Source organism: Vineibacter terrae (genome assembly GCF_008039615.1).
Lineage (GTDB): Bacteria > Pseudomonadota > Alphaproteobacteria > Reyranellales > Reyranellaceae > Vineibacter > Vineibacter terrae.
Genome location: NZ_VDUZ01000015.1, coordinates 64118 through 84790 on the forward strand (window position 1 = coordinate 64118; position 20673 = coordinate 84790).

Below are 20673 nucleotides of genomic sequence, written 5' to 3' on the forward strand. Positions count from 1 at the left end.
TCAAGCCTAAAATTTTAGGCTTAAAATATTTGAGGAAACCCTACCTTCCCCCGCTTGCGGGGGAAGGTGGCGCGAAGCGCCGGATGGGGGACGCTTCAACGCAAATGGTGCATCCCATCGAGCATCCGCGCTGTTGCACCACCCCCCATCCGCCCTTCGGGCACCTTCCCCCGCAAGCGGGGGAAGGTAAGAAGACATCTCAGCTCGAGAACCGGCGCAGCACCTCGCCCGGACGCGCCGCGGGATCGGCGCAGAGGCCCCGGGCGTCGGCCATCCTGGTGCCGTTCACCCACACGCCATGCAGGCCGACCGCCGAGGTCGTGAGGCGGGCGGCACCCGAGGGCAGGTCGTGGACGCGCCGCTTGGGGCCGCGCGCGACCGTGCCGGGGTCGAACAGCATCAGGTCGGCGGCATGGCCCTCGCGCAGCAGGCCGCGGTCCTGGAGCCCGAACAGCCGGGCCGGCTGGCCGGTGAGGCGATGCACGGCCTGCGCCAGGTCCAGCACCCCCAGGTCGCGGCTCCAGTGGCCCATCAGGTGCAGGCCGAAGCCGGCGTCGCAGAAGAAGGTGAGATGCGCGCCGGCGTCGGACAGCGAGATGTGGGTGTCGGGATCGGCCAGGATCCTGCCCACCGCCGTCTCGTCGTTGTGCAGGAGCTGGGCGACGAACAGCGTGTCGAGATCCTCCGACAGCGCGAGGTCGAGAATGCAGTCGAGCGGATCCTTGCCGGCTTTCGCCGCCAGCGCCGCCAGCGTCATGCCCTCCAGCGCGCGGTTCTCGTCCTTGGCGGTCTCGACCACGAACAGTCTGTCCCATTCGCTGTTGAAGACCAGCCGCCCGCGCGCCGCCGCGAGCTCGCGGCGGACGGCGTCGCGCCAGGACGGGTCGCGATAGACGCGCTTCAGCGCCTCGCCATCATGCGCCGCCATGGCTGGCTTCCACGACTGCATGCTCTCGAACAGGTACGGGCTCCTGAAGGTGAAATCCATGCTGAGCGGGCAGCATGAGGTCTGCGCCACCAGCGTGCGGCCGCGCGCCCGCGCCGCATTCACCTGCTCGAGCCAGGTGAAGGCGGCCGTCGGGTTGGTGTTGGAGTGGAAGAGGGCGGCGATCACCACCGGCCGCCGGGCTTCGACCGCCAGCTCCTCGAGATAGGGAATCGAGGTCTTGCTGCCCTTGGTCAGCATGTAGACGCCGACACCGCTGTCGCCCATCGCCCGCACCAGCGCGCGCAGCTCCTTGTCGTCAGCCAGCCGCGAGGGCATGGGCGTGCCACCTTCGCCGTTATGCGCCTCGGCCGTCGAGGTGGCGAAGCCGACCGCGCCGGCGGCCATGGCCTCGCGCACCAGCGCCGCCATGCGGGCGATCTCGCGGTCGGTGGCGGCGCGCTCGGTCGCATCGGCGCCCATGACGAAGGTGCGGATCGCCGAGTGGCCGGCGAAGCAGGCGACGTTGGGGCCGACGCCTTGGCGGGCCAGCATGTCGAGATATTGCGGGAAGCTCTCGAAGTCCCAGCGGATGCCGGCCCGCAGCGCGTCCAGCGACATGCCCTCGACATGGGTGAGGTGGCGCATGGTCAGGTCGCGGTCGGCGGGCTTGCAGGGCGCGATGGTGAAGCCGCAATTGCCCAGCACGGCCGTGGTCACGCCCAGCGCCGGCGAGGGATCGATGAAGGGATCCCAGGTGATCTGCGCGTCGTAGTGCGTATGGCCGTCGATGATGCCGGGCGCCAGTGCAAGGCCGTCGGCGTTCACCGTGTCGCGGGCGGGGCCGAGCTTGCCGCCGATCGCCGCGATTCTGCCGTCGGTGACGGCGAGATCACCGTGCCGCGGCGCGCCGCCCGTGCCGTCATAGATGACGCAATCCTTGATGACGAGGTCGAACATCGCGCTTCTTCCTCCCGATAGCGATGGACAGTCTGCCTCCACGACCGCGCCGCATCCAGCATCTCGATGGCTGACCACCGGCCAAAAGCCATCGAGGCGCTGCGGGACGCGCAGCGTTCCTCGCCCGCTATGGCCGGGTTGCGTCCGTCGCTGGCCGCCGCACCCCCTCGATCGCGCGCCGCAGCAGCGCCAGCAGGCTGCTGCCGGTCGCCATGCCGAGCAGGTAGACGATGACGACCTGGAGCACCATCGGCACCGTCATGCTGAAGCCGAGAAACGACATGGTGACGATCTGGAAGTTCTCCACCGCCAGATCGACGATCAGCGCAACGAACAGCGCCACGACAGCCGTATGAACCCATCGCATGGCGTCTCCTCCTGGACGATCTGCCCCATCACAGTGGACGCATGACGGCGGGCCGCGCAAGTGACACGCGCGGACCGTCACCGATCTGCGGCGACAGAGATGGGAATGCGCCGGATCTCCGGATTCGTGACGTTGCCGTTGACGGCGATGACGGCGAGCATCGTGTAGCGTCCGCCAGACAGGCGCCCGCCGACCTCGATGCGGAAGGTGGCGTCCTCGGCCAGCGGCGCGACGCCGGCCAGCACGACACGACCCTGGTCGTCGACCACCGTGTAGCGGCACGACGGCGCGGCACGGCTGCGCACCACGGGCGCGATCGATGGCAGCGGCATGCGCACCAGGCGATAACTTCGCTGGAACTTCTCGACGATCTCGATGTCGCCGGACAGCGTGACGCGCCGGCCGTCCCAGTCGGCCCGGGTGACATGGCCGTGCCGCGGGATTGCGTAGGCGTCGTACGTTCCCACGCCCAAGGGATAGGTCATGTCGCGGAACGCGCCTAGCGTGGCGCTGTCGGCTGACCATCGCGTCAGTTGATACGGCCCGTTGGTCACCAGGAAGTGGCCGTGGTCGCGGTAGAAGGCGGCGAGCGCCGACCAGCGCTGGCGCGCGGCATCGGCGCTCACCAGCGATTGCAGCGCGTCCGGGCGGTATGCCGCGCGCTCGAAAGCCTCGACCAGCGCCAGGAGCTTGCGCTTGAGGGGCTCCAAGCGCACGAGGTCGAGCCAGTCGACGTCGCGACGCTGCGCTTCTGCCTGCGAGAACGCCGCCCAGCCGCGGCTCACGGCCTCCTCCATCAGCACCACCAGATGCCAGGGCAGGGTGCTCCAGGGCGGCGCCAGCACGGCGTTGTAGTCCGGATCGTCCGGTGCCGCGGCCGTCAGATAGACATCGACGATCAGCAGCTCGCGCACGAAGCTGATATCGCCGACCCGGAAGGTCCTCGCCGTGGTGTCGCTGCCGACGGCACGCACGCCGGCCAGGGCCCGGCGCAGCACCGCCGTTGCGGCATCGATGGCGGGATCGTAGTGCGCCTCGTCGCCGGGACGGCGGACACCCCAGCGATAGGCGAACATGTAGGCGTAGAGCAGGTCGGCGATGGTCATGCGCGAGCCGTCATGGAAGAGCGAGCCCAGCACGCGGTAGGTCATTTTCGCTGCGGCGACCTTCTCGGCACCGACCGGTCGCAAGCGCCCGTCACCGGGTTCGGGCAGAACAGCATCGGCCGGCACCGGGATCGCACCGGCCACGGCGGCGGGCGGCGCGGAGTCGCGCTGCGTCACGATGGGCTCTGCCGTGATGGACAGACCGATGAAGGTGTAGACGACCATGAGCGCCGTCAGCGGAACCTGCGAGCGCATCGCGAGCCGGGTCCCTGGAAGGATCCGCATCGCGCGGGCGTGAGCAAGATAGACCGCCGCAACATGGCCGATCACGATCGCGGCGAGGGCCGCGTACCAGGCGAAGCGCGCGCCGACGATCGCGATGTCGACGCGGTATGCGGCGGTGCCGAAGAGGTCCCAGCCGTAGCCGAACGGGTCGGACAGCAGCGGCACGATGTACTGGCCCTGGATCAGCAGGAACACCAGGTAATGCGCGACGTGGTAGCCGATCGCGATCGGCACGAGCGTGAGCGCAAAGCCGCGGCCGAACCTCAGGGCGGATTGACCCCCGCCCAGCAGGGCCGCCGCGGCGGCGCAGGCGGCGAGGTACGCACCCACGAACAGGAGCCAGAAGCCGACAAGGCCCGCCGTCCGGATCGTGACGGGATCGCCGGCAAGCATGGCTTCGGTACCCGACCAGGCGGGTGTGGCAATGAGCCCGTCATAGAGCACGCTCGACAGCAGCAGCAGGACCAGCGCCATCATCGACGTCGACACGGGCGCATCGTCGTGAAGCCCCGCCCCGAAGGGCCGCAGCATGCATTTCGGCGGTGCTCCAGCCGTGGCCCTGATCGGCGCGAAACGCGCGAACGTGCCGAAGACGATCGAGAACACCTCGCCGCGCTGCAGCCAGGCTTCGCGGCCGAACACGAACATCCCGGCCAGCGTGAGGATGGTATAGGCGGTGACGATGAGCGCCACATGAGCCGGCACGGCCGGGCTCGGATAGACCAGCTCGATCCATGCGAAGGCGAGGAGCAGCAGGCAGGCCGGCCAGACGCCCAGCGCCGGCGGGTACGGCAGACGCCGCGCAAGCTCGCCGCCGACGGCGAGCTGATAGAGCCGCTCGGCGCCCGCGAACAGCGTCCGCCACGGGTTGAGCAGGTCCCAGATGTTGCCGAGCAAGGCCGACGCATGGACCAGCCCGACCCAGAAGATGATCCATACCAGCGTCGGCGCGATGTTGCGGTAGGGGTTCTGGTCGCCGACGAAGCCGGCGACGATCGTGACGGTGAAGCCGCCGAGGGCGGCCAGCCTGATGGCCAGGGCGAGAGATCGCACCAGGCCCGACCGTGCGATCGCCGCGCCGGGCCCGGTGGCGAAGAGGTCGATATGCCGCGTGCGGCGCGTGGCGCGGTCGCGACGGGCGAACAGGCCGAACATCACGAACGACAGCGCCACCGCGGCGGCGGCCCCGAAGAGGTAGAGCGGCAGCGGCAATGGCAGGTCGTAGCGCTGGCCGAAGCCGTGGGCGCTGGCGGCCGTCGCGGCTGTGAGGGCGAGGCACATCACGGTGCTACCGCGGATAGACCTCGATGCGGACAAGCGGGGCATCCTCATGAGCGTGCGAGTCATGGCGATGGATGGGAAAGCGTCCGGTCACGCGGGCGGTGAATGTCATCTCCGCCACCGCGCCGGGCGCGACGGTCTGCTCGATGTCGTAGCCATGCAGGTGCACGGTGAGCAGCCGGTCCGCTCTCCAGCGCAGCCTGACGATGTCGCCCTGCCGGACCCGGATCAGCCGCATGTCGGCCGGCACCTGGCCCTGCGTGACGGTGAGGTCGAAGGTCAGCTCGGCGCTCCAGGCACCGCCGGCCGGAGTGAGGGCGGCGACCATCGGTGCCAGCCGCAGCAGGCCTCGGCGCGCCAGCCGCGGCAGGGCTTTGCATTCCGGCGTCATCGCGCAAGCTCGACATCGGAGATGCGGTTGAGCGCCCAGCCGGCATCGTACGGGGACGGCAGCGCGGCCGGATCGCCGATCGCCGCCCATATCAGCCGGCCGAACGGATCGGTGAAGCCCGCGATCGGGTTCCACGCGGCCTTCGGCTGCGTGCCGATTCCCAACGCCAGCCAGCCGTTCCAGGGGAAGTCCTTCAGCTTCACCGTGCGAATGAAGATCGGCGCATTGAAGCCCTGGTGCATGTCGTAGGCGATGTTCTCGATTCCGGCCGAGAACTCGGTGCTGAAGTATTCACGCTTCACGGTGTAGCCGATGACGACCTTGCGGCAGCCGGCGACGAGGTCGGCCACGAGGTCGCGCTCCAGGTTGATCCGCTCGACGGCATCGGCCGCCTCGTCGTGCTGCAGCCGCCGCAGCCGGCTCTCGACCTGGTCCCTCGCCTCGCCATCGACGCCGTCCCCGAGGACGCGATAGGCCTGGTACCATCCGGCCTTCAGCCAGGGTGGTCCCAGCCAGCCGTTGATCGCTGTCATCGCCCCGCCCACGAGGTCCGATACGGCGATCTCCTCGATCGCGACGTCCCACGGATCCTGCGGTGCGGGCGTGCCCGCGGCCCGCAGCTTCAGGTCCGCGCCCGCGGCCTCGCCCTCGAGCATCCTTTTCGTGGCGGCCTCGGCACGGTCGGCATGGTGCAGGTAGTCGCCGTGAAACGGCGTGACCGGGTAGGGATGCAGGATCATCGGCCCGTTCACCGCGGTCCGGCGCGCGGCAGCACGCACGGCGGCGCAGGCGGCGGCGGTGTCGCGCGCATGCGGTGATGCCGGATTGACGCGGGCGGTCACGAACGAGCCCAGCGACTCGACGGCACCGACCGTCTCCGGAACGGTGCCGGCAAAGTCCGGCGTCCCCCCGACATAGGCGTGCATCCTGCCGCTACGCAGCAGGTCCGCCGCCCGGTCGGGCGCCACCGTCGTGACCTCGATCTCGTGCGGATAGTAGGACGGATAGACCGGCAGCTCGTGGCCGCCCTGTGCGGCGGTGACCAAGGCGGCGGTCACGACGATCGCGGCTATGGCGCGCCTGATCATCGCGTTAGCCGCGCAGGGCCTTGACGACCTTCTCGTCGGCGAGCGCCGCCTGCGGCGGACCGTGGAAGATGATCTCGCCGCGGTCGATGGCATAGAGCCTGTCGCCGATGCGCGTCGCCGCGCCCAGATGCGATTCGGCCATGAGGATCGACACGCCCATGGCCTTGATCTTCATCACCGCCTCGGCGAAGCGGTTCACCACGACCGGCGCCAGGCCCTCGAAGGCTTCATCGAGCAGCAGCAGCGCCGGCGACAGCATGATGGCGCGCGCGATCGCGACCATCTTGCGCTGGCCGCCGCTGAGGTGCAGCCCGCGGCGCTGCAGCAGGTTGCGCACCTCGGGGAACAGGCCGAATGCCTGGGCCTCGGCATCCGGACGCGGGCCGCCGTTGCGGCGCCGGGCGACCGTGTCGCCGAGCCAGCGGCTGATCATCAGGTTCTCCCCGACGGACAGATCCGGGAAGACGCCGCAATCCTCCGGCGAGTAGCCGATGCCGCGCTTCGCCCGCTCGTGCGGCGGCAGCGTGGTCATGTCCTCGTCGTGAAACAGGATCCGTCCGGACCGCACCGGCAGGAAGCCCATGATGCTTTCGATCGTGGTGGTCTTGCCGGCGCCGTTGCGGCCGACGAGGCAGACCACCTCCTGGCGGTCGACGTGCAGGGACACGCCGTTGAGGATGTGGGCGGGGCCACGGTAGGTGTCGATCCCCTCAACCGCGAGCATGGTCGCTCCTTTGCGTGAAGGCGTCAGGGCCGGCGGCGCCGATCAGCGTCATCGCCACTTCCTCGTTGGTCCGGATCTCGTCGGGCGTGCCCTTGGCGAGGATGGCGCCCTGGTGCATCACGACGATGCGGTCGGAGTAGGTGAACACGACATCCATGTCATGTTCGACCACCACCGCCGTGATCCCCTCGCCGCGCACGACACCGGCGATCGTGTCCATGATCTGGCCCTTGTCGCGCGTGCTGACCCCGCTCGTGGGCTCGTCGAGGAACAGCAGCTTGGGCCGCAGCGCATAGGCCAGCGCCACGTCCAGCAGCTTGCGCTCGCCCTGCGCCAGGCTGCGCGCCAGCTCGTTGCGCTTGCCGGCGAGCCCGAACTGGCCCAGCACCGCGTCGGCCTCGCCGGTCACGGCGCTGTCGCGGCGGGCAAGGGCTGCCATGCTGCGGGTCTTGCCCTCGCGCGAGAAGATCGCCAGCGCCACGTTGTCGAAGGCCGTGAGATCATCGAACAGGTTCACGAGCTGGAAGCTGCGGGCGATCCCTGCCTTGACGCGCGCCGTCACCGAGTCGCGCGTGACGTCGCGGCCCTTGAAGAGGATCGTGCCGGAATCGGCGGTGTAGTAGGCGCTGACGACATTGCAGAACGAGGTCTTGCCGGCGCCGTTGGGGCCCACCAGCGAGACGAGCTCGCCTTCCTTGATCACGAGGCTGACGTCGTCGACGGCATGCGTGTCGCCGAAATACTTCTTGAGGTGGATCGTCTCCAGCAGGCTCATGGCGTCACCGCGTCCACCGGCTGACCAGCCGCATGGCTGTTCCCACGATCCCGGACGGCAGGAGCAGGACCAGGGTCACCAGCACCACGCCCAGCAGCAGCTGCCAGTACTCCGTGCTCGCGACCGCGGCGGTCTTCAGGTAGTTGAAGGTCACCGCCCCGACGATCGGGCCGGCGAAGGTGCGGAAGCCGCCGAGCACGCTCATGAACACGATCTCGCCGGAGAACGGCCAGTACAGCACGTCCGGCGTGGTCAGGCCGTTGAGCGGCACCCAGAGGATGCCGGCAAGCCCGGTGAACGCGCCCGATATGACGAAGGCGATCCAGCGATGGCGCCGCACGGAGATGCCGACGAAGCTGGCGCGCGTCTCGTTGTCACGGATCGCCTGCAGCGCCTTGCCGAACGGCGAGTGCACGATGACCCACATGACGACGGTGGCCAGCGTGAACAGGGCCAGCACGTAGTAATAGTAGGCGAAGACGAAGCGCTGGAACGACCCCGGCCCGGCGAAGTCGACGAGGCCGCCCAGCAGCGTCAGCTTGGCGTATGCGACGCGGATGCCGTCGGTGCCGCCCGTCACCCAGAAGAACTTGAAGGCGAGGCTCCACAGCACCTGTGACAGGGCGAGCGTCAGGATGCCGAAGAAGATCCGTGTGTGGCGCACGCACACGAAGCCGAACAGGGCCGACACGAGCACCGTGCCTGCCAGCCCGCCGAGGATGCAGAGCTCCATCGAATGCGCGCCGAGATCGCGCACGATGAAGGCGACCGTATAGGCGCCGGTGCCGAAATAGGCGGAATGGCCGAACGACAGCAGGCCCGTGTAGCCCAGCAGCAGGTTGAAGCCGAGCGCCGCGATCGCCATGACCAGGCCATAGGTGAGGAGCACCGTCTGGTAGGGATCGACCACGGCCGGCAGCAGCGCCAGCCCGACCAGGATCGCGGTCGCCGCGATCAGCAGCCGCAGGAAGGCGGCGCCGCCCGTGTCGGCCGTGGCTGTCGTGGTCGTCATCGCGGTCATCGTCACGCCCTCCCGAACAGCCCGGTCGGGCGGATCAGCAGGACCGCGGTCGCGATCAGGTAGAGAACGGCAAGCTCGATCTCGGGGAAGAACTGGATGCCGGCGGTGCGCACCAGGCTCACGATCAGCGCGCCGACCAGCGCGCCTTCGAGGCTGCCGAGCCCGCCGATCACCACGACGACGAACGCCAGCACGAGGGCCTCGACGCCCATGCCCAGCACGGCGGCCTGCGCCGGCACCACCACGGCACCGCCGAGCCCGGCCATGAAGCAGCCGATGGCGAAGGCCTGAACGTAGACGCGCCCGACATTGAGGCCCAGCGCCGCCGCCATGCGCCGGTCCTGCGACGTGGCACGCAGGATGACCCCGAACCTGGTGCGGTAGATGAACCACCACAGGCCCAGCGCCGCGATCAGCCCGATGGCGACGACGACCAGGTTGTAGGTCGGGTACAGCAGCCGGCCGATCGGGATGCTGCCCATGCTGTCCATGATCGAGCCCGCCGACAGCGGCGTGCCGCCGAACAGGAGCTTCATGGCGTCCTCGAGGATCATCAGCAGCCCGAAGGTGATCAGCAGATGGTATTCCTCCGGGCGCCGGTAGAGCGGCCGCAGCAGGGTCGGCTCGATCAGCGCGCCGACGGCCGCGATGACGACGGCGCCGATGGGCAGCAGCAGGAGAGCACCGGCGAGGCCCAGAGCCCCGCTCATGGCATGGCCGACGGCGCCGCCGACGACCCAGGCCGAGACGTAGGCGCCCAGCGCATAGAGCGACCCGTGCGCGAGGTTGACGATGCGCATGACGCCGTAGATCAGGCTCAGGCCGGCCGCGATGAGGAACAGCACCGCGGCGTAGAACAGGGAATTGAGGATCTGGATGATGAAGATCGTCACCGTTTCCCCCGTAGAGGCTGAAAAACCACTTCATGGTGAGCACAGGTGAATGCTTCGCATTCACCGGGTCGAACCATGAAGTGGTCCGCACCGCGATCGTGCGAAGCTTCATGGTTCGACAAGCTCACCATGAAGCTACTGGGAGACGCTGGAGTCCTACGCGACCTCCTGTTGCTCCGCCGTGTCACTCGCTTCGAAAGTCGAGGCGGCCGATGGCCGGATCGACCGTGTTGCCGTCGAGGAAGACGGCCATGAAGAACCGGTAGTCGCCGGCCGGCAGCGGTGCCAGCGACACCGCGAAGCGGCCATCCTCGTCGCGACGGGCGCCGCCGGCGGCGACCACGCGGCCGTCGGCGCCGACGACAATGTAGCGGGGCACGGGCCGGATCGGCAGCGTCTCGCGCAAGGTGTCGGGCTTGAAGGCGATGCGCACGAGGCGGTGGTCGCGCTGCTGCTTGAGCGCGATCTCGGCCTCGGCCGTCGCCAGCATGCGCGGGCCGTCGCGCTCGATGCCTGTGACGAACGCCGTGGCCGGATAGGCGAAGAAGTCGAACGTGCCCAGCCCCACCGGGTACGAGAACTCGCGGACGACATCGAACGTATAGACGTCGGGCGAGAAACGCCGAAGCTGATAGGGGCCGTTGGTCACGAGCAGATGGTCGTGGGCATCGACGAAGCGTGCGAGCGCCTGCCAGCGCGCCGTGGCGGCCGCGGCGTCGACCAGGTCTTCGAGGGCCGGCGGACGATAGCCTGAGGCAGCGAACTCCGTGATCAGGGCACGCAGCGCGATGCGCTGGGCGGGATCACGCACCAGGTCGAGCCAGGGCAGGTTGCGCCGCCTCGCTTCGCTTTCCGAGAAGGCCGCCAGCCGGCGCGTGACGGCCGCATCCATCAGCGCCAGCAGGTGCCAGGGGATCGCGCTCCAGGGCGGCGCGACCAGCGCATTGCGATGGTCGTCGGCCACCGCCATGGCGTCGAGATAGACCTCCACGATCGGCGAGCGATACGTAAAGACCCGGTCGCCGATCGCGATCGCCGTCTCCTCGGCGCCGGTGATGCGCACGCCCTTGAACTGCTCCCGCATCGGGCGGGTCGCGGCGGCGATCTCGGCATCGGCGGTCGTGGCACCCCATTTGGCTGCAAAGGCATAGGGATACACGAGATCGGCCGCCTCCATCGCGGTGCCGTCCTGGAACGGTGAAGCCAGCACGCGGTAGACGATTTTGGTCATCGCGCCATGATCGGCACCGGCCGGCACCAGCCGACCATTTTGCGGCTCAGGGATCAGCGCGTCGGGAGGAACCCGCAGGGACCGTCCCGCCGCCGGCGCTTCCACCGGCTTGATCCGGGTGCGGTTGGCGACCCAGAGGCTGTTGTAGGGGATCGGCAGGAAGGCATTGTCGCCGACGATCGACCACACCAGGCGACCGGCCGCATCCGTGAAGCCGGCGATGGGATTCCAGGCCGCGGCGGCCGGCGTGTCGATGCCCAGCCGCATCCAGCCGTTCCACGGCAGATCCTTCAGCTTCAACGTGCGCATGACGACGGGCGAGTTGAACCCCGACTGCGAATCGACCGCGATGTTCTCGATGCCGTTGCTGAAGTCGTCGCTGTAGGCCTCGCGCCGCAGCCGATAGCCGATCACGGCGCTGTCGCAGCCGCGCGTGAGGGCCGTGACCAGGTCACGCTCCAGGCCGATGCGCCGTGTGTCGTCGCGCGTGTCGCCGCCGGTCAGGAGGTCGTGGATCTCGTCCGCGCGCCTGGCGTCGATGGGGTCGCTGACCACGGGGCGCAGCAGGTGATAGGCCTGGAACCAGCCGTCCTTCGCCCAGGGCGGCCCCGGCCAGGTGTTGAACGAGACGCCGGCATCGCGCGTCAGGGTATCGATCGTCACCTCGCGCACGTCGACGTCCCACGAGGCTCCGTCGGATCCGTCATTGCCGGCGAGCAGCCCGTCGCTGTCGGCACGCACACGCGTCGTCGGCTCCGGCGCCGCCGGCGGGGCGTCGCGGTGGCGGTCCAGCACCCTGTCGATGTGATCGAGATAGTCGGCGTGGTAGGGGGTGATCGGATAGGCATGCGCCACGACGTCGGGGCCTGTCGCCAACCGGGAAGCAGCCTCGACCAAGGCGCGGCAGCGCGCGTCACGGCCGGCGAGGCGCTGCGGGTTGATGCGCGCGACGATCAGGGAACGCAAGGAGACGGCTGACTTGAGATTCGCCGGGACATCGGCGGCAAAGCGCGGCGCCGTGCCGAGATAGGCATGCAGCGGGTCCTTCGCATTGCCGAACTCGCGCGCGGCGGCATCCGGATCGAGCGGCTCGATGCGGATCTCCTGCGGATAGAACGAAGGGTAATACGAGATCTCATGGCCGGCCCGCGCGACGGGCACGGCGGCTGCGCTCAGCATCGCCGCCGCCAACACACCCTGTCGCGTGAGGAGTCCCGGCGTGAACATCCGCCCCCTCCGCCGTCATGGCCGCCGCATCGCGCATGACCTCTCCCCGGTGGGAAGAGGCCATGGAACGCTGGCCGCGAGCGCGCCTCAGGCCGCCACCTGCGGCCAGGTTTCCTTGATCCAGTTGTAGGTCGCGGTCGGGTCGTTGTGGCCGTTGCCGGGCTTGGGCCAGTGCGGCGGCGCCGTGATGTTGCGGATCGGGATGGTGATCATCCGGGCGGGGTCGAGGGTCTGGAACTGGTATTCCGCCACGTTCTTCGAGAAGCCGGTCACCGCGTCCTTGTAGCCCTGGTGGTTGTCGGGCCGGATGTAGAGGTAGCCGGCGGCGGTCTCGAAATACATGCCTTCGAGCTGGCTGATGACCGCTTCCTCGTCGGGCCAGCCGCCGACCAGCCGGTTCGCCTTTTCGACCGCCGTCTTGTACATGTGGAGCGTATGGTAGGCGCCGTCCGACTGGAAGTTCGGATACTCGTTCCAGCGCTTGAAGTACTTCTCCACGAAAATCTTGTTGGCCGGCCAGCGGTTGCCCGGCGGGAAGGTGAAGTAGTAGTTGGAATGGACGCCGGCGATGACGCCTTCGGGATGGTCCTTGCCGATGGCGTGCGGTGCCACGCCGAAAGCGATCGTGCTTGCGAACTTGGCGTTGTTGAACATGCCGAAGCGCAGGGCCTGCTTGTAGAGCGCCACGTAGTCGCCGCCCCACACCGAGGACACGATCAGGTCGGGGTTCGACGAGATCGTCTTGGTGATGTGCGCCGTGAAGTCGGTCGTGCCGAGCTTCGGCCAGCCCTCCGAGACGACCTCGGCTCCCGGCACCATCTTCTTGTAGGCGATCATGAAGTGATCGAAGGCGTTGCGCCCGTAGCTGTAGTCGGGGTGGATGTGCGCGATCTTCTTGGCTGTCGGCCAGGTCTGGGCCGCCGCCACCGCACAGGTCACGCCGTCGGCCGACTGGATGTTGGTGATGCGGAACGTGTACTTCGGGTTCGGCACCGCCTTGTCCCACAGGAAATCGGTGCAGCCGTCGACGAAGATCGTGAGCACGCTGAGCTCCTCGGCCACCGGCCCCAGCGCCGGGGTGTTGCCGCTGGAGATGACGCCGGTGAACATGTCGATCTTCTCGGAGAGCTTCATGCGGCGAAGCTCCTTCACATTGGCGTCGGTGCCGGCGTTTTCATCGGCCGTGATGGTCTCGATCTTGCGTTTGCCCAGGATGCCGCCCCGAGCGTTGATCTCCTCGGCCGCCAGCAGATGCCCCTTGAGCGACGGCTCGCCCAGCACCGCGCCGGGGCCGGTGAGGAACGTCATGTGGCCGAACTTGAGGGGGGTGGAGGGGATGCTGCCCTTGGGCGGCGGGCTGGTCTGCGCCGCGGCCGGCACGATCGGCGGCACCGCCGTGGCCGCGGCGGCAGCACCCATGGTGACTCCAAGCGTGTTCAGGAAACTTCTGCGGTCAAGCTGCACCGTCATGGTTCGTCCTCCCTGTCACGTGCACGTGGTCGAGGCGAACGCTTGAACGACACGCGAAGCACACGCCTCCGGCCGTCAGTTCTTCTTGCTGTGATGCGATACTTTATACCCGGGTGCGCCCCCAAGTAAATCGGCGTGATGGCAGCTTCCAGGGTGGTCGGGTCGGATTTTCTCTCGGTCCTGAGGATCTTGCGGTGTCGATGGAGAACCGGCTGCGCCTGGTGACGGGTCGGACCGCGTCGCTCCAGCGACGCACCGGCGCGAAGCGCCGGCTCACGGCGATGAGCGCCGCTGGAGCGGCGCGGTCCCAGCCACTGTCATCCCGAGCGCAGCGAGGGATCTCCCGTGAACGACGCACTGCGCGTCTTCCGCAGGAGATCCCTCGCTGCGCTCGGGATGACAGTGACACCGGCCCGCTCCGGTGGACGGAGCGGCCGCGTCACGTGCCGCAGAATGTCTGGTGCACGACCTCGTGCGGCTTGGGCGGGTCGGTGTAGCGCGCGAACCGGGGCTGGTCGTCGTAGGGCGCCGACAGGACCGCCAGCAGCTCGTCCAGCGGCGCGAAATCCGCCGACTCCTGCGCCGCCGCGATCACCGCCTCGACCCGATGGTTGCGCGGGATGAACGCGGGGTTTGCCGCCCGCATGGCGATCCGGCGCTCGGCCGCGGCGCCGCCCTCGGCGGCCAGCCGCTGCCGCCACGACACCGCCCAGGCATCGAACGCGGCGGGATCGTCGAACAGGTCCCGCGCCGGGGTGTCGGTCTCGATGGCATCGGCCAGCCGCCGGAAGGTCAGCGTGAAGTCGGCGCTGTTCTCGGCCATGCGCTTGAGCAGGTCCTGGATCAGGGCCGCATCGTCGTCCCGGGCCTGCGCCAGCCCCAGCTTGCGCCGGAAGCCGGCCAGCCAGGCGGCCTCGAAGCGGGCCGGGAAGGCGTCGATGGCGGCCTGTGCCGCGGCGATGGCGGCGGCCTCGTCGTCGCCCAGCAGCGGCAGCAGCGTCTCGGCGAAGCGCACCAGGTTCCAATGGGCGATACGCGGCTGGTTGCCGTAGGCGTAGCGCCCGCCTGAATCGATCGAGCTGTACACGGTGCCGGGATGGTACGTGTCCATGAAGGCGCAGGGGCCATAGTCGATGGTCTCGCCGGCGATCGACATGTTGTCGGTGTTCATCACGCCATGGATGAAGCCGACCTGCTGCCATCGCGCCACCAGCGCGGCGGTGCGTTCGATCACGGCGTCGAGCAGGGCGCGATAGGGCTGCGCCGCCGCGGCCGCCTCGGGATAGAGCCGCTCGATCACGTGGTCGGCCAGCAGGCGCACGCCCTCGAGGTCGCCACGCCGGGCGAAGAACTGGAACGTGCCAATGCGCACATGGCTGCGCGCCACCCGGGTGATGATGGCGCCGGGCAGCAGCGTCTGGCGCAGGATCTGCTCGCCGGTGGTGACGGCCGCCAGCGCCCGCGTGGTCGGGATGCCCAGCGCCGCCATGGCCTCGCTCACGATGTACTCGCGCAGCACCGGCCCCAGCACGGCCCGCCCGTCGCCCGACCGCGAGAACGGCGTGCGCCCGGCGCCCTTGAGCTGGATGTCGCGCCGCACGCCGTCGCGGTCGATGACCTCGCCCAGCAGCACCGCGCGCCCGTCGCCCAGCTGCGGCACCCAGTTGCCGAACTGGTGTCCGGCATAGGCCATCGCCAGCGGCTCGGCCCCGGCCGGCACGCGATTGCCGGCCAGGATCGCGACGCCCTCCGGTGCCGTGAGCCGTTGCGGGTCGATCCCCAGATGCCGCGCCAGCGCCTCATTCACGCGCACCAGACGCGGTTGCGGCACCGGTGTCGGGGCCAGCCGCGCGAAGAAGCGGTCGGGCAGCCGCGCATAGCTGTTGTCGAACGCGATCGGCGCTGCGGATTGGGGCATCTCTGCCGGCATGTCGGGCATCAGATCACGTCCTTTGCTCTTTTTCCTACCTTCCCTCGCTTGCGGGGGAAGGTGCCCGAAGGGCGGATGGGGGTTGCATCAACAGTGTCGACGTTGATGGCGAGCATCATTCCTCTTTGAGGCACCCCCCATCCGGCGCTTCGCGCCACCTTCCCCCGCAAGCGGGGGAAGGTAAGGAAACGTCGCCGCTCAGTGCCGCATGCGAATACCCCGCCCCTGCGGGGAAGCACTGAACTACCTAATACCGCGGCATGTCGGTTTCAACCAACCGCGCCCAGGCGTCGATGCCGCCGGCGAGGTTGGTGGCGTTGTCGAGGCCGTTGTGCCGCAGATAGGCCGTCACCCGGGCGCTGCGTACCCCGTGATGGCACAGCACGACCAGCGGCGCCTGCCGCGGCAGCTGGGCCAGCGCCTGCGGGATCTGCTGCATGGGGATGCACAGGCTGTCGGCGATGGCGCAGATCGCCACCTCCTGCGGCTCGCGCACATCCAGCACCGTGTGCGCGGCACCCTCGCGGCGCATGCGCGCCAGGGTGCCGACATCGATCTCGTCCATCATGCGCTGCCCTGTGTTGGTTCCGCCTCGGCCGGCGGTGGTGGTGGCTGCCGTCGGCGCGGCAGCCAGGCGACCAGCCCGCGCAGCGCGACGTAGAAGACCGGCGTGAACACCAGTCCGAAGATCGTCACGCCCAGCATGCCGAAAAAGACCGCGGTGCCCAGCGACTGGCGCATCTCGGCGCCGGCGCCGGTGGCGATGGCCAGCGGCACGACGCCCAGGATGAAGGCGAACGAGGTCATCAGGATGGGGCGCAGCCGTGTGCGCGCGGCATCGACCGCGGCCGTGAAGCGGTCCCTGCCCTCGGCTTCGGCCTGGCGCGCGAACTCGACGATCAGGATGGCGTTCTTGGCCGCCAGGCCCACCAGCACCACGAAGCCGACCTGGGCCAGGATGTTGACGTCCATGCCGCGCAGGAGGATGCCGCTGACCGCCGCCAGCAGGCACATCGGCACGATCAGGATCACCGCCAGCGGCAGGGACCAGCTTTCGTACTGCGCCGCCAGCAGCAGGAAGACGAAGATCGCGGCGGCGACGAAGACCAGCAGGCCCGAATTGCCGGCGAGCTTCTCCTGCAGGGCAAGCTCGGTCCACTCGAAGGAGAAGCCGTCCGGCAGCTCGGTGGCCGCCAGCCGCTCCATGGTGGCGAGCGACTGGCCGGTGGAGCGGCCGGGCGCGGCCGAGCCCTGCAGCTCGGCGGCCGGGTAGAGGTTGTAGCGCGGCACCCGGTAGGCGCCGGTCAGGTCGCGGAACGTGGCGATGGCGCCGATCGGTACCATCTCGCCGGCGTCGTTGCGCGTCTTGAGGTTGGCGATGGCGTGCAGGTCCTGCCGGAACTGGCCGTCGGCCTGCGCCGTCACGCGGTAGGTGCGGCCCAGCAGGTTGAACTCGTTGACGAAGGAGGAGCCGACATAGATCTCCAGCGCCTCGAACACGCGATTGGCCGGCACGCCCAGGATCTCGGACTGGACGCGGTCGATGTCGGCGTAGATCTTCGGTGTCCGCGTGTTGAAGAGCGAGAACAGCCCCGCCACGTCGCCGGACTGCGCCGCCGCCTGGCTGAGGCTGGCCACGGCGGCGGCCAGCGCGTCGGGGCCGCGGCCGCGCTGGTCCTGGACCATCATCTTGAAGCCGCCGGCATTGCCGATGCCGCGCACCGGCGGCGGCTTGATGGTGATGATGAACGCTTCCTGGAAGGCGCCGAGGCGGCGCTGCAGCTCGGCCTGGATCTTGTCCTGCGTGATGCCCGTCTTGGCCCGCTCCTCGAAGCTCTTCTCCACCACGAAGATCGCGCCGGCGTTGGAGGCGTTGGTGAAGGTGGCGCCGTCGAAGCCGGCGAAGGCGGCCAGCGACTCTACGCCTTCGATCTGCATGATCTCCTTGGCGGCGCGGCGCACCACCTCGTCGGTGCGCGCCAGCGAGGCGCCCGGCGGCAGCTGGATCACGGTGATCAGGTAGCCCTGGTCCTGCTGCGGGATGAAGCCAGTGGGGGCGCGGCCGAACTGCCAGCCGGTCAGGACCAGCAGGCCGGCATAGACCGCGAGCACGACGGCGATCATCCGCACCAGTCGTGCCGTCATGCGGCCGTAGGATGCGGCAAGCCAATCGAAGCCGCGGTTGAAGCCGTCGAAGAAGGCGACGATCGGCCGCGTCAGCCGCGACGGCGTCGCATGCGCCTGGTGCGGCTTGAACAGGATGGCGCACAGCGCCGGGCTCAGGGTCAGCGACACGAAGCACGAGATCAGCGTCGCGGCCGCGATGGTGACGGCGAACTGGCGGAAGAACTGGCCGGAGATGCCGGGAATGAAGGCCGCCGGAATGAACACCGCTGACAGCACGATGGCGATGGCGACCAGCGCGCCGCCGACCTCGTCCATGGTCTCGTGCGCCGCGTCGCGCGGGCTCATGCCGTTGCGCAGGTTGCGCTCGACGTTCTCGACCACGACGATGGCGTCGTCGACCACGATGCCGATCGCCAGCACCAGCCCGAACAGCGACAGGTTGTTGAGCGAATAGCCCATCGCCGCCAGCACCGCGAACGTGCCGACCAGCGAGATCGGGATGGCGATGATCGGGATCAGCGAGGCGCGCCAGGTCTGCAGGAACAGGATCACCACCAGCACGACCAGCACCACGGCCTCGAAGATGGTGTGCACCACGGCGTCGACCGATTGCTGGATGAACTCGGTCGGGTTGTACTTGATGTCGTAGTGCAGGCCGGGCGGGAACGACTTCGAGAGCTGCGCCATCGTGGCCTGCAGGCGGGCGGCGGTCTCGAGCGCGTTGGAGCCGGGGCGCTGGAAGATCAGCAGCGGCAGGGCCTCGCGCTGCTCCAGGTAGCCGTTGGTGGTGTAGTCCTGGGCGCCGAGCTCGACCCGCCCGATGTCGCGCACGCGGGTCACGCGGCCGTCCGGGTCGTTGCGCACGATGATGTTCTCGAACTGCCGCGGATCCTGCAGGCGGCCCAGGGCCTCGATGTTGTATTGGAACGCCGACGGGCGCGGTATGGGCGGCTGGTTCAGCACGCCGGCCGAGACCTGCACGTTCTGGGCCCGCAGCGCCGCCACCACGTCGCCGGCGGTGAGCCCGCGCGCGGCGATCCGGTCGGGGTCGAGCCAGACGCGCATGGCGTAGTCGCGGGCGCTGAACACGCGCACGTCGCCGACGCCGTCCAGCCGCGCCAGCACGTCGCGGATCTGCAGGGTGGCGTAGTTGGAGATGTAGAGCAGGTCGCGGCTGGCGTCGGGCGAGCTGAGATGGATCACCATCAGCAGGTCGGGCGAGCTCTTGCGCACCGTCACGCCGATGCGGCGCACCTCCTCGGGCAGGCGCGGCTCGGCAATGGCGACGCGGTTCTGCACCAGCACCTGCGCCGTATCGAGGTTGGTGCCCAGCGCGAAGGTGATCTGGATCACGAGCTGGCCGTCGCCCGTGGCCTGGCTCGAGACATAGAGCATGTTCTCGACGCCATTGATCTCCTGCTCGATCGGCGTCGCCACCGTGTCGCTGATCACCTGGGCCGAGGCGCCCGGATAGGAGGTGCGCACCTCGATGGTGGGCGGCGCGATGTCGGGGAACTGCGCCACCGGCAGGGTGAAATAGGCCGCCGTGCCGATGATGGTGATCAGGATCGAAAGGACGGAGGCGAAGATCGGATGGTCGATGAAGAAGTGCGTGAACCGCATGACGTCGTCATCCCGGCCGACGTTCGCCGGCGCCCTTGATCTCGCCCGGCTGCGGCGTGACCTTGGCGCCGGGCCGCGCCCGCACCAGGCCGTTGATGATCACGCGATCCTCGAGCGTGAGCCCGGAGCGGATGATGCGCAGGCCGTCGTAGATCGGGCCCGGCCGCACCATCTTCGGCGACACCACGCCCTCGGCATTCACCGTCATCACGATCTTCTGCGACTGGTCGGTGAGGATCGCGGCATCAGGGATCAGCAGCGCCTTGTAGGGCTCCGAGCCCGGCAGGCGGATGCGGCCGAACTGGCCGGGCGTGAGGAAGCCGTCCGGATTGGGGAACACGGCGCGGGCGCGGATCGTGCCGGCGCTGCGATTCACCTGGTTGTCGACGAAGTTCAGCTTGCCCTCGCGCGGCCAGTCGGGCTCGTCGCGCAGCCGGGCGAAGACGGTGATGGCATCGCGCGTCGACTGCAGCCTGCCCGATTGCACGGCGCGCTGATAGGCGATGAAATCGCCCTCGCTCATGTCGAACACGAAATAGATCGGATCGATCGACACGATGGTGGTGAGCAGGGTGTTGCCGGCGCCCGAGCCGCCGCTCACCAGGTTGCCGTCGCTGACCTCGCGCCGGCCGATGCGGCCGCTGACCGGTGCCAGGATGCGCGCGAATTCCACATCGAGCTCGGCCGTGCGCACGGCCGACTTGGCGATCTCGACGGCGGCCGTCGCGACGCGCTGCTCCTGCAGCCGTTCGTCGTAGGTGCTGGCGGCGACGAAATCCCGGCCGCGCAGCTCGGCGGCGCGCGCCAGCTGCCGGTCGGCGAGCTCGACACGCGCCTGGGCCTGGCCGAGCTGGGCCTTGGCCGAGGCCAGCGCCGCCTCGAACGGCCGCGGATCGATCACGAACAGCAGGTCGCCCTTCTTGACGATCTGGCCTTCCTCGAAATGGTGCGACTGCAGGTAGCCGCTCACGCGCGCGCGCAGCTCGACGAACTCGACGGCGGCGAACTGGCCGGTGAACTCGTCGTACTCCACCACCTCGCGCTGCAGCGGCGCGGCCACCGTGACCGCCGGCGGCGGTGCCTGGGCAGCGGCGGTCCCGCCCATCGCCAGTGCCAGCAGCAGATGGACTCCGCCGAGCACGGACCGCGCCGTGGCGCGATGCGGTTGTGCCGGCCCCCCAGGCTCGCCTCGCGCCATCGAGATTGCCTCGAAGCTCAATGTCGATTGTCGCGGCATAACACCTCCGAC

The 20673-nt window shown here is 68.9% G+C and carries 15 protein-coding genes; all 15 read right to left on the minus strand.

Annotated elements, in window-relative coordinates; genetic code table 11:
- Nucleotides 1-199: 199 nt before the first annotated feature.
- On the minus strand, nt 200-1885 hold the full coding sequence (locus tag FHP25_RS14950) for an N-acyl-D-amino-acid deacylase family protein (RefSeq protein WP_147847740.1): 1686 nt from the start codon (nt 1883-1885) through the stop codon (nt 200-202).
- A gap of 127 nt (nt 1886-2012) precedes the next feature.
- Nucleotides 2013-2252 carry a hypothetical protein gene (locus FHP25_RS14955; protein WP_147847741.1) on the minus strand — a complete coding sequence of 80 codons (240 nt, stop codon included), beginning with the start codon at nt 2250-2252 and terminating at the stop codon, nt 2013-2015.
- 77 nt (nt 2253-2329) lie between these two features.
- The gene (locus FHP25_RS14960; RefSeq protein ID WP_147847742.1) at nt 2330-4924 is read right to left on the minus strand and encodes a hypothetical protein; all 2595 of its coding nucleotides are present in this window, start codon (nt 4922-4924) and stop codon (nt 2330-2332) included.
- Between the two features lie 7 nt (nt 4925-4931).
- A complete protein-coding gene (locus FHP25_RS14965; RefSeq protein ID WP_147847743.1) occupies nt 4932-5315 on the minus strand; it encodes a cupredoxin domain-containing protein in 384 nt (127 codons plus the stop codon).
- The gene (locus FHP25_RS14970) at nt 5312-6403 is read right to left on the minus strand and encodes a hypothetical protein (protein ID WP_147847744.1); all 1092 of its coding nucleotides are present in this window, start codon (nt 6401-6403) and stop codon (nt 5312-5314) included. Before FHP25_RS14970 ends, FHP25_RS14965 begins: the two co-directional genes overlap by 4 nt.
- A 4-nt stretch (nt 6404-6407) precedes the next feature.
- A complete protein-coding gene (locus FHP25_RS14975; RefSeq protein WP_147847745.1) occupies nt 6408-7127 on the minus strand; it encodes an ABC transporter ATP-binding protein in 720 nt (239 codons plus the stop codon).
- Complete coding sequence (locus FHP25_RS14980; RefSeq protein WP_147847746.1) at nt 7114-7902, minus strand: ABC transporter ATP-binding protein; 789 nt, start codon at nt 7900-7902, stop codon at nt 7114-7116. Before FHP25_RS14980 ends, FHP25_RS14975 begins: the two co-directional genes overlap by 14 nt.
- Nucleotides 7903-7906: 4 nt before the next feature.
- A complete protein-coding gene (locus tag FHP25_RS14985) occupies nt 7907-8923 on the minus strand; it encodes a branched-chain amino acid ABC transporter permease (protein ID WP_147847747.1) in 1017 nt (338 codons plus the stop codon).
- A 2-nt stretch (nt 8924-8925) separates the two neighbouring features.
- Nucleotides 8926-9816, minus strand: a complete 891-nt coding sequence (locus FHP25_RS14990; protein ID WP_147847748.1) for a branched-chain amino acid ABC transporter permease — start codon at nt 9814-9816, stop codon at nt 8926-8928.
- 184 nt (nt 9817-10000) lie between these two features.
- Complete coding sequence (locus FHP25_RS14995) at nt 10001-12226, minus strand: hypothetical protein (protein ID WP_178133546.1); 2226 nt, start codon at nt 12224-12226, stop codon at nt 10001-10003.
- A 135-nt stretch (nt 12227-12361) separates the two neighbouring features.
- Nucleotides 12362-13744, minus strand: coding sequence for an ABC transporter substrate-binding protein (locus FHP25_RS15000; RefSeq protein WP_147847750.1), 1383 nt, complete (start codon nt 13742-13744; stop codon nt 12362-12364).
- A gap of 439 nt (nt 13745-14183) precedes the next feature.
- Nucleotides 14184-15674, minus strand: a complete 1491-nt coding sequence (locus FHP25_RS15005) for a protein adenylyltransferase SelO (RefSeq protein ID WP_231712334.1) — start codon at nt 15672-15674, stop codon at nt 14184-14186.
- Between the two features lie 247 nt (nt 15675-15921).
- Entirely contained in the window at nt 15922-16242 is a 321-nt protein-coding gene (locus FHP25_RS15010) for a rhodanese-like domain-containing protein (RefSeq protein ID WP_147847751.1), read from the minus strand.
- Nucleotides 16239-19424, minus strand: coding sequence for an efflux RND transporter permease subunit (locus FHP25_RS15015; protein WP_147847752.1), 3186 nt, complete (start codon nt 19422-19424; stop codon nt 16239-16241). Before FHP25_RS15015 ends, FHP25_RS15010 begins: the two co-directional genes overlap by 4 nt.
- 7 nt (nt 19425-19431) lie before the next feature.
- A complete protein-coding gene (locus FHP25_RS15020) occupies nt 19432-20565 on the minus strand; it encodes an efflux RND transporter periplasmic adaptor subunit (RefSeq protein ID WP_231712329.1) in 1134 nt (377 codons plus the stop codon).
- Nucleotides 20566-20673 lie beyond the last annotated feature (108 nt).